The sequence below is a fragment of the Rheinheimera marina genome (assembly GCF_042654345.1).
Classification (GTDB): Bacteria; Pseudomonadota; Gammaproteobacteria; order Enterobacterales; family Alteromonadaceae; genus Pararheinheimera; species Pararheinheimera marina.
The window spans coordinates 100771-122523 of sequence record NZ_JBHSGB010000005.1; the positions used below are offsets into that span (position 1 = coordinate 100771).

General features: G+C 50.5%; 23 protein-coding genes. 12 read left to right on the top strand and 11 right to left on the bottom strand.

The features are described 5' to 3' along the window. Positions 1-9: 9 nt before the first annotated feature. The 4 genes from fldA to ACFO3I_RS04580 form a co-directional block, all read right to left on the bottom strand. Positions 10-540, bottom strand: coding sequence for a flavodoxin FldA (gene fldA, locus ACFO3I_RS04565; protein ID WP_377332122.1), 531 nt, complete (start codon positions 538-540; stop codon positions 10-12). A gap of 12 nt (positions 541-552) precedes the next feature. After that, positions 553-837, bottom strand: a complete 285-nt coding sequence (ybfE, locus tag ACFO3I_RS04570; RefSeq protein ID WP_377332124.1) for a LexA regulated protein — start codon at positions 835-837, stop codon at positions 553-555. Positions 838-846: 9 nt separating this feature from the next. Further along, positions 847-1047: a DUF2788 domain-containing protein gene (locus ACFO3I_RS04575; RefSeq protein WP_377332125.1), complete on the bottom strand. Its 201-nt coding sequence runs from the start codon at positions 1045-1047 to the stop codon at positions 847-849. Between the two features lie 63 nt (positions 1048-1110). Next, complete coding sequence (locus ACFO3I_RS04580; RefSeq protein ID WP_377332127.1) at positions 1111-1869, bottom strand: alpha/beta fold hydrolase; 759 nt, start codon at positions 1867-1869, stop codon at positions 1111-1113. A gap of 111 nt (positions 1870-1980) precedes the next feature. Here ACFO3I_RS04580 and seqA point away from each other — a divergent pair, with 111 nt between their 5' ends. From seqA to ACFO3I_RS04595, 3 genes are all read left to right on the top strand, one after another. After that, complete coding sequence (seqA, locus tag ACFO3I_RS04585) at positions 1981-2499, top strand: replication initiation negative regulator SeqA (protein ID WP_377332129.1); 519 nt, start codon at positions 1981-1983, stop codon at positions 2497-2499. 12 nt (positions 2500-2511) lie between these two features. Next, positions 2512-4158, top strand: a complete 1647-nt coding sequence (pgm, locus tag ACFO3I_RS04590; protein WP_377332131.1) for a phosphoglucomutase (alpha-D-glucose-1,6-bisphosphate-dependent) — start codon at positions 2512-2514, stop codon at positions 4156-4158. Positions 4159-4321: 163 nt separating this feature from the next. Beyond that, a complete protein-coding gene (locus ACFO3I_RS04595) occupies positions 4322-6820 on the top strand; it encodes a glycogen/starch/alpha-glucan phosphorylase (protein ID WP_377332132.1) in 2499 nt (832 codons plus the stop codon). Between the two features lie 66 nt (positions 6821-6886). Here the strand turns inward: ACFO3I_RS04595 and ACFO3I_RS04600 are convergent, their stop codons facing one another. After that, a complete protein-coding gene (locus ACFO3I_RS04600; RefSeq protein ID WP_377332133.1) occupies positions 6887-7462 on the bottom strand; it encodes an alpha/beta hydrolase in 576 nt (191 codons plus the stop codon). Beyond that, positions 7443-7625, bottom strand: coding sequence for a hypothetical protein (locus ACFO3I_RS04605; RefSeq protein WP_377332134.1), 183 nt, complete (start codon positions 7623-7625; stop codon positions 7443-7445). Before ACFO3I_RS04605 ends, ACFO3I_RS04600 begins: the two co-directional genes overlap by 20 nt. 222 nt (positions 7626-7847) lie before the next feature. On the opposite strand from ACFO3I_RS04605, the gene ACFO3I_RS04610 reads away from it, so the two are divergent. Together ACFO3I_RS04610 and ydiJ are read left to right on the top strand one after the other, a co-directional pair. Further along, positions 7848-8147 (top strand): hypothetical protein, encoded by a 300-nt coding sequence (locus ACFO3I_RS04610; RefSeq protein WP_377332135.1) that lies wholly within the window; start codon positions 7848-7850, stop codon positions 8145-8147. An 84-nt stretch (positions 8148-8231) separates the two neighbouring features. After that, on the top strand, positions 8232-11294 hold the full coding sequence (gene ydiJ / locus ACFO3I_RS04615; RefSeq protein WP_377332136.1) for a D-2-hydroxyglutarate dehydrogenase YdiJ: 3063 nt from the start codon (positions 8232-8234) through the stop codon (positions 11292-11294). On the opposite strand, the gene ACFO3I_RS04620 is transcribed toward ydiJ, so the two are convergent. From ACFO3I_RS04620 to fabA, 3 genes are all read right to left on the bottom strand, one after another. Next, positions 11270-12748, bottom strand: a complete 1479-nt coding sequence (locus ACFO3I_RS04620; RefSeq protein ID WP_377332138.1) for a GGDEF domain-containing protein — start codon at positions 12746-12748, stop codon at positions 11270-11272. The genes ydiJ and ACFO3I_RS04620 overlap by 25 nt on opposite strands. An 89-nt stretch (positions 12749-12837) precedes the next feature. Further along, positions 12838-13212: a VOC family protein gene (locus ACFO3I_RS04625; protein ID WP_377332140.1), complete on the bottom strand. Its 375-nt coding sequence runs from the start codon at positions 13210-13212 to the stop codon at positions 12838-12840. A 131-nt stretch (positions 13213-13343) separates the two neighbouring features. Further along, positions 13344-13856 carry a 3-hydroxyacyl-[acyl-carrier-protein] dehydratase FabA gene (fabA, locus tag ACFO3I_RS04630; protein ID WP_377332142.1) on the bottom strand — a complete coding sequence of 171 codons (513 nt, stop codon included), beginning with the start codon at positions 13854-13856 and terminating at the stop codon, positions 13344-13346. A gap of 115 nt (positions 13857-13971) precedes the next feature. Between fabA and ACFO3I_RS04635 the strand changes: the two genes are divergently transcribed. Both ACFO3I_RS04635 and ACFO3I_RS04640 read left to right on the top strand, forming a co-directional pair. After that, a complete protein-coding gene (locus ACFO3I_RS04635) occupies positions 13972-14229 on the top strand; it encodes a hypothetical protein (protein WP_377332143.1) in 258 nt (85 codons plus the stop codon). 76 nt (positions 14230-14305) lie between these two features. Beyond that, positions 14306-15160 (top strand): 6-pyruvoyl trahydropterin synthase family protein, encoded by an 855-nt coding sequence (locus ACFO3I_RS04640; protein ID WP_377332144.1) that lies wholly within the window; start codon positions 14306-14308, stop codon positions 15158-15160. Positions 15161-15216: 56 nt separating this feature from the next. Here the strand turns inward: ACFO3I_RS04640 and ACFO3I_RS04645 are convergent, their stop codons facing one another. Both ACFO3I_RS04645 and ACFO3I_RS04650 read right to left on the bottom strand, forming a co-directional pair. Continuing rightward, entirely contained in the window at positions 15217-16230 is a 1014-nt protein-coding gene (locus ACFO3I_RS04645; protein WP_377332145.1) for a metal-dependent hydrolase, read from the bottom strand. Continuing rightward, positions 16231-18009: a M61 family metallopeptidase gene (locus tag ACFO3I_RS04650; protein ID WP_377332146.1), complete on the bottom strand. Its 1779-nt coding sequence runs from the start codon at positions 18007-18009 to the stop codon at positions 16231-16233. It lies immediately after the preceding gene. A gap of 49 nt (positions 18010-18058) precedes the next feature. Here ACFO3I_RS04650 and hinT point away from each other — a divergent pair, with 49 nt between their 5' ends. The 5 genes from hinT (at position 18059) to ACFO3I_RS04675 (ending at position 21420) form a co-directional block, all read left to right on the top strand. Next, positions 18059-18409 carry a purine nucleoside phosphoramidase gene (gene hinT, locus ACFO3I_RS04655; RefSeq protein WP_377332148.1) on the top strand — a complete coding sequence of 117 codons (351 nt, stop codon included), beginning with the start codon at positions 18059-18061 and terminating at the stop codon, positions 18407-18409. A 59-nt stretch (positions 18410-18468) separates the two neighbouring features. Continuing rightward, the gene (locus ACFO3I_RS04660; RefSeq protein ID WP_377332149.1) at positions 18469-18867 is read left to right on the top strand and encodes an acyl-CoA thioesterase; all 399 of its coding nucleotides are present in this window, start codon (positions 18469-18471) and stop codon (positions 18865-18867) included. A gap of 70 nt (positions 18868-18937) precedes the next feature. After that, on the top strand, positions 18938-19405 hold the full coding sequence (locus ACFO3I_RS04665) for an Mpo1 family 2-hydroxy fatty acid dioxygenase (RefSeq protein WP_377332151.1): 468 nt from the start codon (positions 18938-18940) through the stop codon (positions 19403-19405). Positions 19406-19526: 121 nt separating this feature from the next. Beyond that, a complete protein-coding gene (locus ACFO3I_RS04670) occupies positions 19527-20609 on the top strand; it encodes a sensor histidine kinase (protein WP_377332153.1) in 1083 nt (360 codons plus the stop codon). Further along, complete coding sequence (locus ACFO3I_RS04675; RefSeq protein ID WP_377332155.1) at positions 20593-21420, top strand: LytR/AlgR family response regulator transcription factor; 828 nt, start codon at positions 20593-20595, stop codon at positions 21418-21420. Before ACFO3I_RS04670 ends, ACFO3I_RS04675 begins: the two co-directional genes overlap by 17 nt. Positions 21421-21753: the final 333 nt, after the last annotated feature.

Here is a 21753-nt window from a genome sequence, read left to right on the forward strand (position 1 = left end):
GGCTTTTCGTTACAGTGATTCGAGCTCTTTTAAGCTCAGTTCTTCGTAAATTTGCTTGCACCATTGTTTGACGCGCTGCTCTGTCAGTTCTGGCTGACGGTCTTCGTCAATGCCTAAACCCACAAAGTGGTCATTGTCAGCCAGCGCTTTGGAAGCAACAAAGTTGTAGCCTTTAGTTGGCCAATGACCAACGATAATAGCACCTTTAGGCTCAATGATATCGCGCAGGGTGCCCATCGCATCCAGGAAATACTCAGCATAATCTTCCTGATCACCACAACCGAAAATCGCTACCAGCTTGTTTTCGAAATCGATGTTTTCCAGCTCAGGGAAAAAATCGTCCCAATCACACTGTGCTTCGCCGTAATACCAGGTTGGAATGCCGAACAGCAACAAATCATAACTGGCGATTTGTTCTTTCGTGCTTTTGGCAATGTCGAACACGTCAAACAATTGCTTGCCCAGCTCTTTTTGAATCATCTTGGCGATATGTTCCGTGTTACCGGTATCGCTGCCAAAAAATATACCTACAGTAGCCATAAGTTCAGCCTTTTACTTCAGTTGCGTCTGACGCAACGCTTGTTCTAAAACCCATTCTATATAGGCGCTTCGGGTCATCTGCTGCGCTTCTGCGCTTTGACACAACTGCTGATACAGCTGATCCGACACCTTGCACTCTATACGTTTTAAACCCTTGGTTCGATCGCGTTTGATTTGATTACGTTTATTCAGTTTGACCTGTTCTTCTCGCGGCAACGGGTTGGTGCGCGGACGCCCTGGTCTCTTATCATGGGCAAACAAATCAATGGTTGTGCGATCGGTGGCAATCTTCGCCATGAACGCACCTTATTCTGCTAGGAAATATTCAACGACCAGTTTGGCTACAAAAACAGCCGGCGATAAAAACAGCACCAGCCAGACAAAAAACTTACCAAAGCGGGGTGCTTTACTTTTTTTAAGTACATCCCAAATCGCCATCACGATAAAGAGATACAACGCACCCACACCCAGTACTAAACCCAAGGTTTCAAACTGTTCAATACTCATGTTGCAGCAAGCCCGAAAAAAATTGCGCGCACTATAGCACAAATTAGTTGGGAATTAGTTGCATTAAGTCAATAAAAAATCATTGACCAGCTTGGCAAAAGCCGCGGGCTTTTCAGCGTGCAGCCAATGACCTGTGCCCATAATCACTTTGGCTTTGGCGTGCGGAAACAGTGTGCTGATAAGACTCTGATGTTCGCTGAGTAAATAGTCAGAGTCGCCACCTTTAATAAACAAAGTGGGGCCAGGGTAAGGACCAACGGCAGCCGGCGGTTGAAGAATGTCTTCATAACAATTCGCAAGTGCAGCCAGATTAAAGCGCCAGCTAAAGCCATGCTCAGTTTTCTGCAGACTTTTCAGTAAAAATGCCCGAACCCCAGGTTCGGTAATATGATCAGCCAGAATTTGGTCGGCCTGCTGGCGGCTGCTCACAGAGGTTGCAGCCACAGCCGATAAACCGGCAAAAATTGCCTGATGACGCGGCTTATTTAATACAGGTGAAATGTCCGCCAAAATGAGTTTGTTCACCAGTTCAGGTCGGGACAGCGCCAGCTGCATCGCAACCTTGCCGCCCATGGAGTGCCCAAGCACAGCCAGTGGACCTATGCCATAGTGCTGCAGGGTTTCTGCCACATCAGCTGCCATTGCCGGATAAGTCATCTCGTCGCTCCAGGGCGAACGACCATGATTACGCAAATCCATGCTAATGACCTGGTAGTTTTCCAGCTGACGGGCAATCACCCCCAGGTTTTCATAACTGCCAAATAAACCGTGCAACAGCAACACAGCTTGACCCTGACCGGAGATCTCGGTATGTAATAGCATCTGGGATCCTTTTGATTTAATTGGCGTCAGGTTAACAGATCCTGACTATAGCGTCAGGACTGTCAGCTTTATATAATGGCGGCAATTATTACTAAAACGCGGAATAAGTGCATGAAAACCATTGAGATAGACGACGATCTTTATCATTTTATCGCCAGTCAGACACAGGAAATTGGTGAAAGTGCGTCGGATATTCTGCGCCGTTTATTGTTGCAACCCACGACCCAAAGTAGCGAACCTGCCAAAGTCGAAGAAAAGGCGGTGGAGGCGATAAAGCCTGAGAAGGCGGTGGTTGGCTCTGTGTTTGACGTGTTAAGCCAGCAGGATTTGTCTGCTGAGCACAGCGTGGTAGGGCGCTTCCTGTTTATCCTGTCTGCGTTGGCGCGTGCTCATAAAAAAGATTTTGCCAAGGTACTGGAAATCAAAGGGCGCAACCGGCTTTATTTCGGTCGCAGCGAGCACGAGCTACAGGAAGCGGGCAGCAGCACCAACCCTAAACCTATTCCAAACACAGACTTTTGGGTGATCACCAATTCGAATACAACCCGTAAGAAGATGATGCTGACTGAAGTGGCCGGTACTTTGGGTTACAACAGTACGGATGTGGAAAAAATACGCGACTTATTATAAGGAGATTTTGCGATGTCTTTGCACCCACAGGCAGGTCAGATAGCACCAGCCAGCAGTCTGGTGAATGTTGCTCAATTGGTGTCGGCTTATTATGAGTTGACACCAGAACCAAATGAACCCGCTCAGTTGGTGAGTTTCGGCACTTCAGGTCACAGAGGAAGTGCGCTCAGTGCGTCATTTAATCAGTCGCATATTCTGGCCATAGTGCAGGCTGTGGCGGAATACCGCCGCTCACAGGGCATCACAGGCCCCTTGTTCCTGGGCAAAGACACCCATGCGTTATCCGAAGCGGCTTTTGCATCGGCGTTACAGGTGCTGACCGCCAATGGTGTAAAAACCATGATCCAACAAGGGCAGGGCTATACCCCAACGCCAGTGATCTCTCATGCCATTTTGTGTTTTAACAAAGGCCGTACCGACGGGCTGGCCGATGGCTTGATCATTACGCCGTCACATAATCCGCCAGAAGATGGGGGTATTAAATACAATCCTCCGCATGGCGGCCCGGCCGATACCGACGCGACGGATTGGATCCAAAACCGTGCGAATCAGTTGCTGGCCACTCAATTGCATGGCGTGAAGCAGCAAAGTTATGCTGCGGCGTTGCAAAGCCACTACTGCACTGCCTACGACTATGTACAGCCTTACGTCGATGATTTAAAAAACGTCGTAGATATGGCCGCCATTGCCAAAGCTGGCGTGCGTATTGGGGTTGACCCCTTAGGCGGCTCCGGACTGGCGTTCTGGCCTGTGATTGCAAAAACCTACGGTTTAAATATCAGCGTGGTGAATGACCGGGTGGACCCGGCTTTTGCCTTTATGCCACTGGATAAAGACGGCAAAATTAGGATGGATTGCTCGTCCGCCTATGCGATGGCGAATTTAATTCAGTTGAAAGACCAGTTCGATGTGGCCATTGGCAATGACCCGGATTTTGACCGCCATGGCATAGTGACCCGCAGCGGTGGCCTGATGAACCCGAACCATTACCTGGCCGTTGCCATTAATTACCTGCTGAGTAACAGACCCCAGTGGTCGTCTGAGCTGGCTATTGGTAAAACGCTGGTGTCCAGCGCGCTGATTGACCGGGTGACCCAAGGCCGCGGCCGGAAAGTCTATGAAGTGCCGGTGGGTTTTAAATGGTTCGTCGATGGCTTGCATCAGGGCAACATTGCCTTTGGTGGTGAAGAGAGTGCCGGCGCCAGTTTTCTGCGGTTTGATGGCACTGTCTGGTCAACCGACAAAGATGGCTTTATTCTCGGCTTGCTCGCTGCTGAAATGCTGGCAAAGACCGGTGTCGACCCTTACCAGCAGTACCAGGCATTGACCCGCGAGTTTGGCTCGCCATTGTATCGCCGCTTAGACGCCAGCGCTTCAGCTGAGCAGAAAAAGGCGCTGAAATCTCTGGATGTCAGCAGCGTGACGCAAACAGTCCTTGCCGGCGATCCAATACTGGCGGTTCAAACCAAAGCGCCTGGGAACAACGCCAGTATCGGCGGTGTAAAAGTGGTGACTAAAAACGGTTGGTTTGCCGCACGGCCATCTGGTACAGAAAATAGCTACAAGATTTACCTGGAAAGTTTTGTCGATCCGGCGCATTTGCAGCAACTGGAATGCGATGCTAAAGCTTTTGTAGACGACGTGTTTGCGAAGATTTAAACAATAATAAGGCGATGCAATAATCCTGCCACAATTACGTAATTAAATTACGGTGGCAGGAGGGTATTCTGCCGAATCTTGACGAGTGACAAGGGTTTTTGTAATTTTTCTACAATTATTCTTATGACAATAACGGCAAAAGGCCGCAAACCGGGATTTGGCAATGAAAAATCAAGCGAAAAGCCAGTTGGCTACGGGCGCAGTGGCGCATTTACCTACTTCTGATGATTTAAAGAACAGTATCGTCCGTCATTTGCACGGCACTTTAGGTACTGATATCAACAAGGCAAGCCGCCAAGCTTGGTGGAGTGCTACCTGTGCAGCAGTCAATGAATACGTATTCGATGGCCTGCGTAACACCCAACGCACTCACTACGAACAAAACACCAGGGCTGTGCATTATTTCAGCCTTGAATACCTGATGGGTCGTCTGTTCAGCAATAACCTGCATAACCTGGGGGCTTATGATGCTGCCAAACAAGCGCTGGCCGAACTGGGGCTGAATATCGCTGATCTGGAAGATCAGGAAGAAGACATGGCGTTAGGTAATGGTGGCCTTGGCCGCCTGGCTGCCTGTTTTATCGATTCGATGGCTACCTTAAATTACCCTGCTATCGGCTACGGCATTCATTACGAGCACGGCTTGTTCAAACAAGAGTTCTCTGACGGTCGTCAAATTGAGCGCCCGGATAGCTGGCGTGAATATGGCAACCCATGGGAAATTTGCCGTCCAGAATCCGTGCAGGAGATTTCGGTGTACGGTTACGTCGAAACCACCTACGACCTGCAAGGCAAAATGAAGAAGGTCTGGCACCCGGGCCGTATTATCAAAGGGATCCCCTGGGATATTCCTGTCGTGGGGTACCAGGGTAGTTCAGTCAACGTGCTGCGCTTATGGGAATCCCGCGCCAGCGGCTTCTTTAACTGGGACGTGTTTAACTCAGGTGGTTATATTGATGCGTCGCGTGAAAATGTAGAAGCCGAAACTATTTCTAAAGTCCTGTATCCAAACGACGAAACCGATGCGGGTAAAGAGCTGCGTTTAATTCAGCAGTATTTCTTCTGCTCCTGTTCATTGAAAGACATTATTCGTCGTTACAAACGCACCTACGGCGATGACTGGAGTCAGTTTGGTGCTCAAGTCGCTATCCAGTTGAACGACACCCACCCGGCCATCGCCATTCCGGAATTAATGCGTATTCTGGTCGACCGCGCTGAGATGGGCTGGGATGAAGCCTGGAACATCTGCCAGCACGTCTTTGCATACACCAACCACACCTTATTGCCTGAAGCTCTGGAGAAGTGGTCAGTCCGTTTATTTGAAAAAGTACTGCCACGTCACCTGGAAATCATTTACGAAATCAACCGCCGCTTCCTGGTAGAACAGGTCGACGTACTGTGGCCAGGTGACAACGAGAAAAAACGCAAACTCTCCATTATTGAAGAAGGCCATGAGCATATGGTCCGGATGGGGCATTTGTCCGTGGTGGGTTCGTTCCGCGTTAATGGTGTGGCGCAAATCCACTCTGATTTAGTCAAATCAGACCTGTTCCCTGAAATGGTTGCCTTGTGGCCGGATAAATTTACCAACGTCACCAATGGTGTGACCCCACGCCGCTGGTTAAAAGCCTGTAACCCGCGTTTATCCAAATTATTGGATGAAACTGTGGGGGTTGACTGGCCACGCGATCTGAAGCAACTGAAGAAACTGGCTGCTTATGCTGATGATGCACAAATCCAGGACGCTTTTATGGCGATCAAACATCAGAACAAAGCAGATTTAGCCCAGACGGTGAAAGAACTGACCGGTGTCAGCATTGACCCTCACGCGATGTTTGATATTCAAATCAAACGTTTGCACGAGTACAAACGCCAACACCTGAACCTGCTGCATATTTTGGCGTTGTACCGCCGTATTTTGCAAAATCCGGATTACGACATGGTGCCACGCGTGTTCCTGTTTGGCGCCAAAGCAGCACCTGGTTATAAGCTGGCAAAAGAGATTATCTACGCCATCAACAAAGTGGCCGAGAAAATCAACAGCGACAAAAGGGTGAAAAATCGCCTGAAAGTGGTGTTTATGCCAAATTACCGCGTCACACTTGCGGAGAAAATGATCCCGGCTGCAGACGTGTCAGAGCAAATCTCGACGGCAGGTAAAGAAGCTTCCGGCACTGGTAATATGAAGCTTGCACTCAATGGTGCCATCACTGTCGGAACCTTAGATGGTGCCAATATTGAAATTGCCGAAGAGGTGGGCGCAGACAATATCTCTATCTTTGGTTTGACCGTGGACGAAGTCAAAGCGCTGCACGCCAAAGGCTACCACAGCTGGGATTACTACTATGCGGATCCGGAAATCAAAGCCATTCTCGACTGGCTGGAAACTGATTACTTCACGCCAGGCAAACCGGGTGAATTAGGCGCTATTAAACGCAGCCTGCTGGAAGGCGGCGACCCGTATCTGGTACTGGCAGATTTCCGCTCTTACGTCGATGCACATCAGAAAGTGGATGGCTGGTACCGCGACAAAGCGGGCTGGGCGAAAAAGGCCATTTTGAACACGGCCTCTGTTGGCAAATTCACCTCAGACCGTTCGATTGAAGACTATGTGGAACGAGTGTGGAAATTAGAGGCTTGCCCGGTCACGGCGAAGCCATAAGCACGCATTGCTTTTCATTAAGAAAGCCCGGTGATCCGGGCTTTTTTCTTGAGTAAAACAGCAGTGCTACTCAAATAAACCCAAAACCCGCAGGGTTTCGTTGATAAAAATATCGGCCTGATTGCTATGGCTGATGGTAGCCGCACATTCGTCGGTGGTACTGTCGGTATACCAGCCGAATTGCGGGTGGTTGCCGCCGGTAATTTCCACATAAGTGGTGGTTGCTGGCAGGTTATCTGTTGACTCATCAATATCGGCCAGCGTGGTCTGGCAGTCATTGGTGCCGTAGATACTGCTGACAATAGTGCTGCTGTTGGCAATGGAGGTGCTGTCCTGCGGGTAAGAGGCCAGTGACACCAGACCATTGTCAGGATGGTCCGCAACGTAGTCGACCGCCGCAACGCCACCTACAGAGTGTCCACCTACCACAAAGGCTGAACAATGTACCGTGGCATAGCTGTCTTTTTTCGCGTCGTCTGCGGCATCAATTTCGAGCAGAGCGAATCCTAACGGTACTTTCAGAATAAAGCTGATATAGCCCGCTTCTGCTAATGCTCTGGTGTAAGGCGCATAGGCATAAGGACTGACAAAACCACCAGGATAAAAGGCGAAACAGACCGATTTACGCGTAGTGCTTTGCACCGGCAAAAAAACGGATGTAGTCCCATTTATCGTCAACCTGAACAGCATTGTCTGTTTCCATGGCTGTCCAGGCTTCACTCAAAACGGCGCCCTGACCACCTGCACATACACCCCAGGAAGCCAACAGTACAGCTGCTGCACTTAACAAGGTTGTTATTTTCATTTTTACCTCCAATGTTAGGGAATTGCACATACTGCAAAATGTACAAATAATAACCTACATTAGACATGGTGATATAATAATGCATCATTTGGTCTAAATTTTAATCGTCATTTTTAGTTACAAATCAATAGCTGTCATCTGCATTTGCCCCGTTGTAATTCCATCTGATGGCCCCCATTACCTGATGAAGCCTGATAAAGGCGCTTAGAAGAGAAGGAACAAATGAATTTTCAACAGCAAGCCCAACAATGGCAGACCTTATTCAGACAGAAACAGCGAGGCGGTCTGCTAAGTCGAATCCTGCTGTGGCTAATAGCGGGTGTGATGCTGGTGTTTGCGATGGGCGTATTACTGTTTTTGCTGATGCTGAGCTGGCTACTGATCCCGGTATTTTTATACAAACGTCACCAGTTAAAAAAGCGCATGCAGCAGGCTTTTTCCCAGCAGCAATGGCAATCGTCAACCGAGTCCAACGCAACGGGCAGGGTGATTGAAGGCGAAGTGATCGACCGCAAGGATTGATTGGCTTAGTTTTTTTTTCAGGGCGTTCAAAGCAGTTGCCGCGCTCTGATATACTCCGGCACATGCTGATGTCAGGTGTGCCTTATGATCCCGAAGCTCTCCACTGTTGAAAGTCTGGACGCCACAGTCCGGGCTTATCTAGAAGCCTTATCTGCTGCTGGCTTTGCCGGCGATATCGAAACCAGTTATGGCAGCCGCCTGGCGGTCTCTACCGATAACAGTGTTTATCAGCAGCTGCCTGCGGCTGTGGTGCTACCTAAGCATCAGGCGGACCTGGTGTTACTGACCAGCCTGGCGCAAAGCAGCAGCTTTCAATCACTGAAATTTACCCCAAGAGGTGGTGGCACCGGCACCAATGGCCAGGCGCTAACCTCGGCGATCGTTGTTGATTTATCGCGCCATATGCGCGGCATTCTGGAACTGAACCTGGAAGAACGTTGGGTGCGGGTGGAAGCGGGTGTGGTCAAAGACCAACTGAACGCATATTTAAAGCCGCATGGCTTCTTCTTTGCGCCGGATCTGTCCACCTCAAATCGCGCCACTATTGGCGGTATGATTAACACCGACGCATCAGGGCAAGGCTCCTTGGTGTATGGCAAAACCAGCGACCATGTGCTGGAGCTGCATTCGGTGCTGATTGATGGCACTGTGCTGCATACCAAGCCAATGCCAGTAGCCGAAGCCGAACAGCTTGCCGGGCAACAAAATCAGCTTGGTAGGGTGTACCGCCAGGTGCTGACCAGTTGCCGTGAACACCGCCAGTTGATCCTGCAGACCTTTCCGCGCCTGAACCGTTTTCTGACCGGTTATGATTTAGAACACGTCTTTAATGACGACTTAAGTCAGTTTGATTTATCCCGAATCCTTTGCGGTTCGGAAGGCTCGCTGGGCTTTGTCACTGAGGCTCGGTTAAATATTTCGCCTATCGCCAAATACAAATGCCTGGTGAATGTGAAATACGACAGCTTTGAGAGTGCGCTCAGAAATGCACCTTTGATGGTTGCAGCCCGCGCTACATCAGTGGAAACCGTAGACAGCAAAGTACTGAACCTGGCTCGTGCAGATATTATCTGGCATCAGGTGAAAGATTTTATTCAGGATGTGCCAGGTAAAGACATGCTGGGCCTGAATATGGTCGAATACAATGCCGAAGCGCCGGAAGACATGGCGGACAAAATCAGCCAGTTAGAGCAGCAACTGCAGCAGAGTATGGCGAAGGGTGATGCCGGCATTATTGGCTACCAGCTGACCTATGACAATGACGCCATTTCGCAAATTTATGCAATGCGGAAAAAGGCGGTCGGTTTATTAGGCAACGCCAAAGGCGTACGCAAACCTTTACCCTTTGCGGAAGACACCGCGGTTCCGCCCGAGAATCTGGCCGATTATATTCTTGAATTTCGTGCTTTGCTGGATAGCTATGGCCTGGCGTACGGCATGTTTGGTCATGTGGATGCCGGGGTTTTGCACGTACGCCCGGCACTGGACATGTGTGACCCCGAGCAGGAAAAGCTGCTGCGTACCATCTCCGATCAGGTGGTGGCACTGACGGCCAAATATGGCGGCCTGATGTGGGGTGAACACGGTAAGGGATACCGCAGTGAATATGGACCGGCGTTTTTCGGCCCGGTGTTATTTAACGAGTTGCGTAAAATTAAAGCGGCCTTTGACCCGGAAAACCGGGTCAATCCAGGCAAAATTTGTACTCCGTTCGACAGCAACGACCAGTTGGTTAGTGTAGATGACCAAAAACGGGGTTATTTCGACCGGCAAATCCCTGTCCAGGTAAAAGACAGCTTCGACAGCAGCCTGAACTGTAACGGCAATGGGCTGTGCTTTAACTACGAAGAACAGTCGCCGATGTGTCCTTCCAGCAAGGTCACCAAAGACCGCCGTCACAGCCCCAAAGGCCGGGCCGGCCTGATGCGTGAATGGTTACGCCTGATGCAACAGCAGGGTATTGATGTACTGCAGCAAGAACAGCAATTACTTAAAAAATCCTCTGGCTTCAAAGCCTCGTTACAAAAGCTGCGCAACTACAGAGCGAAACAGCAGGGCCAATACGACTTTTCGCACGAAGTAATGGACGCGATGGAAGGCTGCCTGGCTTGTAAAGCCTGTGCCGGTCAATGCCCGATTAAAGTCGATGTGCCGTCGTTTCGCAGTCGTTTTATTCAGTTGTATCACAGCAGATACCCCAGACCTCTGAAAGATTATCTGGTGGGAAATATTGAGCGCAGTGCGCCTTATCTGACCAAAGTGGCGCGGCCAGTGAACTGGCTGCTGCAACGCAGTTTTGTCGCCAAAGTGCTTGAAACCGTGGTGGGGTATGTCGATTCGCCGCAGTTATCCGTGCCATCACTTCAGCAGCGCATTGCCGGGAATTATCGCTTTGATTTGCCAACGCTGCAGGCGCTTAACGCAGAAGAGAAAGCCAAACTGGTGTTTTTGGTGCAAGACCCCTTTACCAGTTTTTATGAAGCAGAGCTGGTCGCTGATGCACTTAAATTGCTTGAAACCCTGGGTTTTTCTCCGGTGTTACTGCCATTTCAACCCAATGGTAAGCCTCAACACGTCAAAGGCTTCTTGCGTGAATTTGCGTCCACGGCAAAAACAGCATCGGAGTTTTTGCAGCAAATTGCCGGCTTTGGCGCGCCTATGTTGGGGCTGGATGCATCTTTGGTGCTGGTTTACCGGGACGAGTACGTCAAAGCTCTAGGTCAACAGCGCGGTGACTACCAGGTTCAGCTGATGCATGAGTGGTTGGTTGAGCAAGCTTTGCCACAACTACCACAAACACAGCAGTTTAAACTGCTGGCGCATTGTACAGAGAAAACGGCGTTACCGGCCACCGAAAAGGCCTGGCAGAAAATATACGCCAAGGCTGGGCTTGAGCTGTCAGCCGTCGCTGTGGGGTGCTGTGGTATGGCCGGAACTTACGGCCATGAAAAGCAAAACCAGCACAACAGCAAAGCCTTGTACCAGATGAGCTGGCAAACACCAGTGCAGCAAATTGGTGCGGCTCAGGTGCTGGTTACCGGCTTCTCCTGCCGCAGTCAGGTCAAACGGATGGAAGGGGTGAAACCTAAACACCCGTTGCAGCAACTGCTTCAGTTGCTGACTCAATCTGCTGCGAAAGCAAGCTGATCACGTCCTGCGCCTTTAGCCTGATACAAAGCCCTGTCTGCCCGGCGGAACAGGGCTGCATAATCCTCGCCCGGACGCCACTGGGCAATGCCGGCGCTTATCTGCAACAGCGGTAATTGGGCCAGCTGATATGTCTGCAACTGGTTGCGAATACGTTGGGTCACTTCGGCTGCTTGCGCCTCGGTGGTTGCCGGTAGCAACAACACAAATTCATCCCCACCAAACCGGCCGATCAGATCGGTCGGCCGCAAATGGCATTGCGCCACTTTGGTTAGCCGTTGCAGTGCTGAATCACCGGCCGCGTGTCCGAATTTGTCGTTGATTTGTTTGAAGTGGTCCAGATCAAAAATGACCAATGCCAATGGCTCGCCGTTGACCTCGGCCAGCCGGACCGCTGACTCGGCTTGCTGCCGCAAGCTTTCTCTGCTTGCAACCTGGGTCAGCGGGTCTATGTAAGCGGCTTGTCGAAGCAGCTGATTATCAGCCACTAATGCAGGGAGCGTCAGGCCAAACAAGGTGTTGGCTGCAATCACAATAATGGCAAACTGATACACCATCACCTGTTCCATCAAGTCAAACCAATGCACAGTAAATACCAGCATAAAACTGGTGAGCGCCAAGGTGGCGACATTGACTAAGGCCGATTCGGTGCAGGCCAGCCACATATGGGGGATCAGCAATAAAAAGATGGCAAAGGTGCTGTATGGAGAGTGACTCCAGTAGGTCAGCAACATGCAGAACGCGACTAAAAGCGCGATGGTGACGAGTTTAGTCGGGTACTGTTGGCTGACGTGCTGTTGGAACAGTAAGCTCATATCCGATAGCCGGAACAGTTTGCTGGGGCTTAACCGAATAAGCAGGCCAATAAACAGCGGGGCAATGACCATCACACCGGCCAAATCGCCAATCCAAAACGGCAACCAGGTTTCCACCAAAGCGCCAGCATCGAGCATCTGCGTCACCACCAGCGCAACCAATACCAGCACACTGGCAGCGAATGAGCTTAAAGCGGCAATCAGCAGAAACAGCAGCACACAAAGCCCAAGATGGCGCTGCATTGGACGAAGTAAGGTGTTTAGTACCCAAGCCCCAAGTGTATAGGGCAATAAGTGGGCTACGCTGAACCAGAGCGCTGCATTCAGGCTTTGAAACAGGGTAAGTGGCAATTGGTAAAACCAGATGGAATAGAAGGTCACCAGGCTTGCAGCTATTGCCAGTGCCGGCAGGGCTTGCAGTCCAAAAACCAATAATGCAGCAAAGCTTAAACCAGCTGCAGGAAACCAGACGCTGGCATGTTGGGTGTATTCCACCAGCCAGCCTAATTTGAAAACCAACAACCAAAGACACAACACTAAGGCTTGTTTGGCCCAAAAGGATGCAAAGTATGAATGAGTAGTGAGAGATAAACTGGACTTTGGTGATTCAAACTTGAATGCCGACAACACCCACTTCATACAGATTAAATCCCACAATTTGGCTGGTGTTTTATAGTGCCAGACAACAAGTGTGCACTGCAATCACATTACCCTTATCAGGTGCAGGGTTATTTTATTGAGTGAAGAGCGACCTTATTGCCTTCGCTGTCAATAAAATGCCCGATAAAACCATGCTCGCCAATGCCGGTTTTCACCAAAGCTACTTGTCCACCGGCGTTGACGACACGTGCCAGAGATTCAGATACGTCCTGACAGGCGAAATACACCAAGGCGCCTGTGATTGATGGATGATAACCAGGCTCTTTTACCAGTGCTCCGGCTGCTCCATTTGCCTGATGGTCAAACGGAAAGGTCGCCATATCACCTTCACCCATTTGCATGCGGCCCAATTGTATTGAGAACACCTGTTGATAAAACGCACAGGCTCTGTCTAAATCTGTTACTGGGATTTCAAACCATCCGACCGGGTTGACTAACGTCATGTTGCTTTCCTTTCCAATGTGGTGTGCAGGGAATCAACACTATAGCTGATGTGACAGGGAAACCGCGAAAGCAAACAGAGAAGGGATTAAAGACCTGGCTTGTCTAAGCAAACCAGATCTTGTAACCGGCATCAGAAACTGGACGTGTCCTGAAATAAACCAACTTTCAGCTCGTCAGCAGTGTAGATTTCACGACCATCGACACTGACAGTGCCTTCGGCAATGCCCATAAAGAGTTTGCGTTTAATCACACGTTTCATATCAATTTTGTAGGTCACTTTTTTCGCTGTTGGCAAAATCTGACCGGTGAATTTCACTTCACCCACACCTAAGGCGCGGCCTTTGCCCGGACCACCGGCCCAGCCCAAAAAGAAACCAACCAGCTGCCACATGGCGTCCAATCCTAAACAACCAGGCATGACCGGATCGCCTTTGAAGTGGCAGGCGAAAAACCATAAATCCGGATGAATATCGAATTCAGCGATGATTTCGCCTTTGCCGTACTTGCCGCCTTCTTCAGAAATATGCACGACACGGTCGATCATCAGCATATTGTCGACAGGCAACTGACTGTTACCAGCGCCAAAAAGTTCACCTTGGCCGCAAGCCACTAAATCTTGTTTTGTAAAGCTATTCTTTGTCATGTATGTTAGATCCATCATCAGGGCCGGGTCACTTTAGCGAACAGTTGTACGCTAAACAAGTCCGATTAGTCGGAGCCGGTACATCGTCAGCCTCAACGCCAATTGTTACGCTGTTATGACAGAACACGAAAAACGACCACTAACCAACGCAGAAAAACAACAACGTTACCGCGAGCGGCAAAAAGGCTCGGGAAAGAAAGAGTTACGCGGCTATCTGACGCCGGAAGCTCTGGCCTGTTATCAGGAGATCCAGGAAAAAACCGACTGGAACGACAGCACCTTACTCAGTAATGCTGTCCGTCTGATGTATGCCGCCCATAAGTTAGGCCAGATTGGCTTACTGAACGGCTGGTTGACCGAGCACAAAAAATAACTTTGGCTTAACCCGAACCAGGGCTTCGGGTATACTGGCCGCCGTTTTGCCACGCGGCGTCAGTTGAGACTTAGTGATGATTTTGTTTGTACGTGATTTAACAGTCATAGATTTTTCCTACCTTTGCCAGCAGCGCGGTTTGCTCGGCGAGAGTTATATCGTGGATGTTGAGCTGCACGGCGAACTGGATCAGATGTCGATGGTGCTGGATTTTGCCCGGGTGAAAAAAAGCATTAAAAAAGCCATAGACGAACTGGTAGACCACAAACTGGCCATTCCAGCCTTGTCTGACGCTACTGATTTAATTCAGGCTCAGCGCTCCGTGGTGAAGTTTCAGTCCGCTCGTGGCCTGATCCAGGTTGCGTCTCCGGCCGATGCCTTTGTGGCTATTCCGGCCGAGCACATCACTATGGAAAGCATCAGCGCTTACCTGACCGAACAAATAAAAGCCTTGTTACCGGACAATGTGTTGCAACTGGTGCTGACGCTGCGCACAGAGCAAGTCAGCGGTTTTAGTTACCACTACACCCATGGCCTGAAAAAACACGATGGCAACTGCCAGCGCATTGCGCACGGTCACCGTTCAACCATTCAAATTTATCAGGACCAGATGTTGTCACCACGGCTGAACAAAACCTGGTGTGAGCGCTGGGAAGATATTTATCTGGGCTCTGCTGAAGATCAATGTGACGCGGCCGCTTTGCGTTATTTGCAGGCCGATCCTCAAGCACTGAATTTCTGTTATGACGCTCCGCAAGGCTACTTTGAAATTTCGCTGCCGGCAGCCATCTGTGAAGTAGTGCCGTGCGACACCACCGTAGAATGCCTGGCCGATTTTATTGCCACTGAGCTGAAGCAGCAATCGCCGACACATCAATTCAAAGTGGTGGCCTACGAAGGGGTTGGCAAAGGCGCAATAGGTTTTTCCTAGAGCCAGCTGAACGGTAAAAAAGCCTGATTATCAAGCAGGCTTTTTTGTTTTCCAGCTCAAATGCCAGGCCATTGCGACAGAGGCAGCTCAGTCTGACTCCACATTCGTTGCCATAACCACGTCAGGCTCTGGCGGTTGAATGCAGGTCTTTGTGCTTGCTCAACCGCAACGATCTGCCATTGCCCTTGCTGAAGTTTTGCGACGACAAAGCGGAAGTTGTAGTAAGGCGCCATCCCCATGCGTAAATCGGTCAGCACCAGTTGCTGCTGCTGTTGTTCCAGTTGGTAAAAGCCGGCGCTGAACCAATCCAATTGTTTCACCGCAGTCAAAGTTGCAAACTGCGTGCGTAGCGCAGAGTCGCGCGCAAAGGCTTGCCATCGAATGGGGTTGTCGCCGTCAAACACAGAATAATAGCCTTCCAGGTACTGGTTCTCTTGCATCACCAGCACCCGCCACAGCGCCGTGTTAAATGGCGTGGCAGTGACCAGTACATGCGCCGATGGCTGCTGCTCTTTAGCAAGCTGCGCTGTGGCTTTTTCACTGACCAGCCATTGAGTGGCTAAACCAAGCAGCAGGTAAACACTACTGAGCGACAACCCATAGAGGTTCCCCCGACTTGCTGGCCTTGCGAGGCAGCTCCCAACACCAAGCAGTAACAACAGGGTGTAAAGCGGGTCAATCACAAACACACTGCCAGTGCCATAAGGTGTGTTGCTAAAAGGCAGCGCCAGCTGAGTGCCGTAAATAGTTAAACTGTCCAGTAGTGGATGGCTGATCAACACGGCGCCAACGGCCAGAGTGAAGCGAACCCACCAGTCAGGCCGACTCCAGTACCTGGCCAGTAACCAGCCAAGCAGCGGCGATAGCAACGCCAGGTAAAACAGCGCGTGCGTTTCTGTTCTGTGCCCCGTCATATTGCTTAACGGGTCGCCTCGCTCAATCAGCACGTCGAGGTCCGGTGCGGTACCGAGTACGGCCCCAAGCACTATGGCTTTGCGGATGCCGATTTGCTTGTGCAGCAACGCCACACTGACGCTGCTACCCAGTGCGATTTGGGTTAATGAATCCATTTACGCCGTGACTCCAAGCCAGTTGTGCACCAATTCGGCATTCTCGGCGTGCAGCATCATTAACGACTCCTTGGCCAGCAGAACGGGGAATTTCAGTTCCAGCAGCCGTTGTCGACGAAACAGATGCAGAGACAGCAGGCTACCTGGTTCAGCGTCTGCCAACACCTGCAACAGGGTCGTTTCATTCACCTTTTTGTGATTAGCTGCGATGATAAGATCCTGCGCCATCAAACCTGCTTGATGCGCTGCAGACCCCACTAACACCTGCTGCACAAGCACAGCGTCGGTCGCCGCGGCTGTCGCAGCGCCCCAATCCCGTGGCGGGTAACTCAGAGTGCCTGGACCTGACCAGTCTTTGCTATGTTGACGGGCACGAAAGGACGCAGCCAGACCAAGCAATGGCAGGCATTGCTTCAGTGGCAAAGGCGCCGTCTGATACACCCAGGCATCCAGCTCAGCAGCAATAGCAGTGCCGGCATAGTCTTGCGTCAGCTCGATAAACCCCTGTTCCTGACTGCCTTGGCCTGACACGCCAAAGGCTTGCCAGGCACGCTGCATCAGCGCTTCCAACGAAAGCCCACTGGCTTGCAGTCTGGCCTGCAGACAAAGGGCTATCAGGCTGCCTTTAAGGTAATAACTGGTCACTGCATTAGGGGCGTTTTCATCCTGCTTATAGTATTTGGTCCAGGCATTAAAACTGCTGTCTGCCACCGACTGCACCGCCTCGGCAGGGACAAGCTGCACTTTGTTGATGTTTTGTTCCAGCAGCCTGAGGTATTGAGGCAAGTCGATCTTTCCGCTGCGGATAAGCGCCAGGTCGTCAAAGTAGGAGGTGAAGCCTTCGTACAGCCACAGCTGAGCTGTGTATTGCTCGGCATGCAACTGATACGGAAAAAATTGCGCTGGTTTGGCCCGTTTGACCCACCAGGTATGGAAGTATTCATGGCTGCACAGGCCCAAAAAGGTCCTGTAAGCGTCAGTGCTTTCTTCTGGCCGCAACGGGTGTGGCAAATCCTGATGACTAAGCAAAAGCAGGGTAGAGTTCATATGCTCCAGGCCGCCATAGCCTTTGTCCGTCACCCAGCTTAAAAACCAGTACTCGGTTAAATCTGCCGGTAAACCGCCAAACACCTCAAGCTGGCGTTGGCACACATCCGTCAGATCCGTGCAAAGCCGAGGCAAGTCCGCCGTCGGTTCACCGGCAAGCACCATGTAGTGGGGGACACCGGCCACATCAAACTGCTGACATTGCAATTTACCCAGCAGCAAAGGGCTGTCGATGAGCTGCTGATAATGGTCCGCATGGTAAAAGCCCTGGCCTAAGAAGCCCGTTTCGGCATCACGGCGCAGTCCTGTAGCGACTTGCCAGTCGCAAAGCCCTGGCGCTGTAATTTCAAGCTCTAGTGAGCATTCAGTCTGGTCTGTCACCGCCAGACAAAGCGCACAAGGATTCAACGCCGCAAGTTGATCGTCCAGGTAATTACCCCGCACCGATAAGTCAAAGGCGTACACCAGATACTCAACCTGTACAGGTAAGCCCCGGTGAGCAAGCTGCCAGCGCTGTTTATCCAGTTGCTGTACCCTTAACGAGCCCTTGGCATCGGACGCAGACAACGGCTGCAGGTGCTTGGCGTAATCACGCACCATATAACTTCCCGGGATCCAGGCCGGCAAACTAAGTTCAGCGGGATCCGCCGATGCTGGGGTGAAGTCAAGCCGCACCCTGACCAGGTGGGCTACAGGGTCTATCAGCGCGATCTGGTAACGGACTTTGGTCATCCCTTATACTCCAAGGTGTTGATTTGGTTCTTTATCACTGGAGTATTGTATGGCCTCTGAAACTATTTTTTCCAAAATAATTCGTCGGGAGGTTCCGGCGACCATTTTGTACCAGGATGAATTGGTCACCGCGTTTAAGGATATTCATCCGAGAGCACCCACCCATATCCTGATTGTGCCCAATGTACTGATCCCGACGGTGAATGACGTGGAAACCGAACACGAAGCGGCTTTAGGCCGGATGTTCACTGTGGCAAGAAAACTCGCTGCTGAAGCGGGCATTGCAGAAAACGGCTACCGGTTGATTATGAACTGCAATCAGCACGGTGGTCAGGAGGTGTTCCATATCCATATGCATTTGGTTGGCGGCAAAGCATTAGGTGCAATGTTAAGCCGTTAATCTAGGCAAAATACTGAAAAATCACTACAATTTGCCTCCAAACCACGCCGGAGATTGTAATGACAGACCAAGCACAAGTTGCTAAACGCATTGAATACGCCCTGACCAGGGTGACAAAAACTGTATTTCCAGGACGCACCAACCACCACAATACCTTGTTCGGTGGCGAAGCTCTGGCTTGGATGGATGAAGTTGCTTTTATCGCCGCTACCCGTTTTTGTCGTAAACCGCTGGTCACCGTCTGTTCGGATCGGGTGGATTTTAAAGAATCTATTCCTGCCGGAACTATTGTTGAGTTGGTTGCCCGTATCGAACACGTTGGCCGCACCAGTATAAAAGTGAATGTCGATATTTTTGTCGAAGACATGTATCACGACGACCAGCACAAGGCCATCTCCGGCAGCTTTACCTTTGTGGCTTTAGGCCCGGATCGCAAACCAACGCCAGTGCTGAGTTAAGCAAGACTTGAGCTTTAGGGTGCCCGGCAGTAAAGTGGTCTGAGTTCCACAACAACAGGGCACCATAATAATGAAAACAGTGCAACAATGGTTCGCTGAATACGGCGAAAGCCATCAAAACCCCACCAATAAACTGATCCACTGGCTGGCCGTCCCGGTGATTTATTTCACTGTGTTTGGCATTTTATGGCAAATCCCAATGCCGTTTAGCCTGTTTGCCGAACAACAAATCACCTGGCCTTTGCTACTGGCAGTGCCGGCACTGGCGTTTTATTTCAGCCTGTCCTTTGCCATTGGTTTGGGCATGACGATTTTTACCACCTTAGTGGTCTGGTTGATCCGCTTGTACCAGGCCGAGGTCAGTCCGGACATTTGGGTACTGTCGGTCGCACTTTTCGTGATTGCCTGGGTGTTTCAGTTTATCGGCCACAAAATTGAAGGCAAAAAGCCATCATTTTTTAAAGACTTGCAGTTTTTGCTAATAGGCCCAGCCTGGTTGCTTGGCTTTATACTGCGTCGACTTGGCGTGCGGTATTAATAGCGTACAGAGCCGCTTGCGACTAACGGAGCTTCTGTCGGGATTAAAGCCCAGCGGAAGCCACTCAAGCACTTGCTGGCTCAGTTACAATAGCCTAGTGTTTTTCCGGACCTGAACTGCCTTGCAAAAATTTTTTGAAGATCGCCATCGTTTGTTCTGGCTTTTGCATTCGCTTGGCTGGGCAGGTTTTGCCTTTATCAGTTACCTGGGCTCTTTATTTCAGGAGCTGCGCTCCGCCTATTGGATAGTGGTCGCGCTGGATGCCTACGCTGGTTGGTTATTGACTATTCCACTGCGTTATCTGTTCCAGCGGATCTGGCATTGGGAGCCTTGGAAAATGCTGCTCAGCCTGCTGCTGTTTGCACTGGCTGTTGCTGCGATCTGGACAGTGTTTCGAAACTTCAACTACTGGGAAATTTACCGGCACGGTTTCAGACCGGACAGCTGGACTCAGTATTTCCGCCAGACCACAGTCGGTTTTTACGTTATTTTAAGCTGGAGTGGCTTGTACTTTGGTATCAAGTACTACCAGACATTGCAACAAGAGAAGCAGAAGTCACTGACCGCCAGCAATAAAGCGCATGAAGCGCAGTTGAAGATGCTGCGTTATCAGCTCAACCCGCACTTTTTGTTTAATACGCTCAATGCAATATCGACTTTGGTCTTATTAAACGAATCCGACACAGCGAATAAAATGTTAGTGCGCCTGAGTGACTTCCTGCGTTACTCACTGTACAAGGACCCGATTAAAAAGGTGCCGTTGCAACAGGAACTTTATGCAGCGAATTTGTATCTGGAAATCGAGAAGGTGCGGTTTTCAGAGCGACTGACCATCATTTATGACATTGACGAAGCGGCTGACGACGCTCTGGTGCCGAGTTTAATACTGCAACCTCTGGTCGAGAATGCGATTAAGTATGCGGTCGCAACTCAAACTGCTGGCGGCAAAATTATGATCGCCGCGCAAAAATTTGGCCATGATCTGCTGATTGAAGTGGCAGACGATGGTCCAGGCATGGTGCTGACGGACGGCTTGCCCAAAGGTGGGGCAGGTGGCGTAGGTTTAGTAAATACCAAAGAACGGCTGGCGGCCTTGTACGACCGTAACTTTTCTTTGGTGTTGACGCATAACCAGCCACGAGGCCTGAAGGTCAATATCCGAATCCCTTTTGAAGTAGAGACGACTGATGAAACAGAAGCTTAAGGTGATAGTAGTCGATGACGAGCCATTGGCTCGTCGTGGCATGCTGGTACGGCTGGCAGACTTCCCGGAACTGGACATCGTTGCTGAATGCGGCAATGGCGATGAAGCAGTACAGAAGATCCGTGACTTAGCACCGGATGCGGTGTTCCTCGACGTTGAAATGCCGGGCCTGGACGGCTTTGGTGTGCTCAAACAACTGCAGCAGATGCAAGTGACGTTGCCCTATGTGATTTTTGTCACTGCGTATGATCACTACGCGTTGAGCGCTTTTGAAGTACAGGCGCTGGATTATGTGCTGAAGCCTGTGGAAAAAGACCGCTTGTCCACCGCTGTCAATAAGCTACTGAAGAACTTTGATGCCCGTGACGATCAGCGCCACAAGGACCAGCTGGCCGCAGTGGTTGCACAACTGACAGGAGAGCAACGTGATCAGATCCTGCAGCGACTGGATAAAGCCGAACCTGTCATGAGCGACAAATACCCGGAAGCGATAAGCATCAAAGACAGTGGCGAAATTACCCGTGTTCCCGTAACAGCCATCGATTGGGTCGATGCTGCCGGTGACTACATGTGTATTCATACCAAAGATGGTCAAACCCATATTTTGCGCCGCACCATGAAAGAGCTGGAACAGGAACTGGACCCGAAATTGTTTGTGCGGGTGCACCGCAGTGCCATAGTCAATGTGAACACTATTGCTAAACTGCAAATGTTGGCCAATGGTGAACATCAGCTGATGCTGACTAATGGTCAGGCGGTTAAAGTCAGCCGCAGTTACAAAGACCGGGTGAAAATGGTATTTAATTCCTGATCTTTATGGAACGAAAAGGGCGCCACACTGGCTAATACCGATCAGATAAGCAGTTTTTATGCAAAAACTGCTTATCTATTCTCGAGTTGGTTCAGCTGCAGCGGAAAAGGCAAAGCCCACGCAGACCCGCCGTGGATATATCCCTATAGGCTCCTGTTCGGCATCCATGCCTCACAGGGTCTGCTTAGTTCTCTGCCTTTCCTCGCCCTGGACGGACTTATCCGCTTCACTGTCTTAGTGAAGGTAAATTCCGATACTGCACCATAAAAAATAATGCCAGTCAGCTTAACTGACTGGCATTAGCCACACTGGCGCCTTTTTTAATGCTCTGTC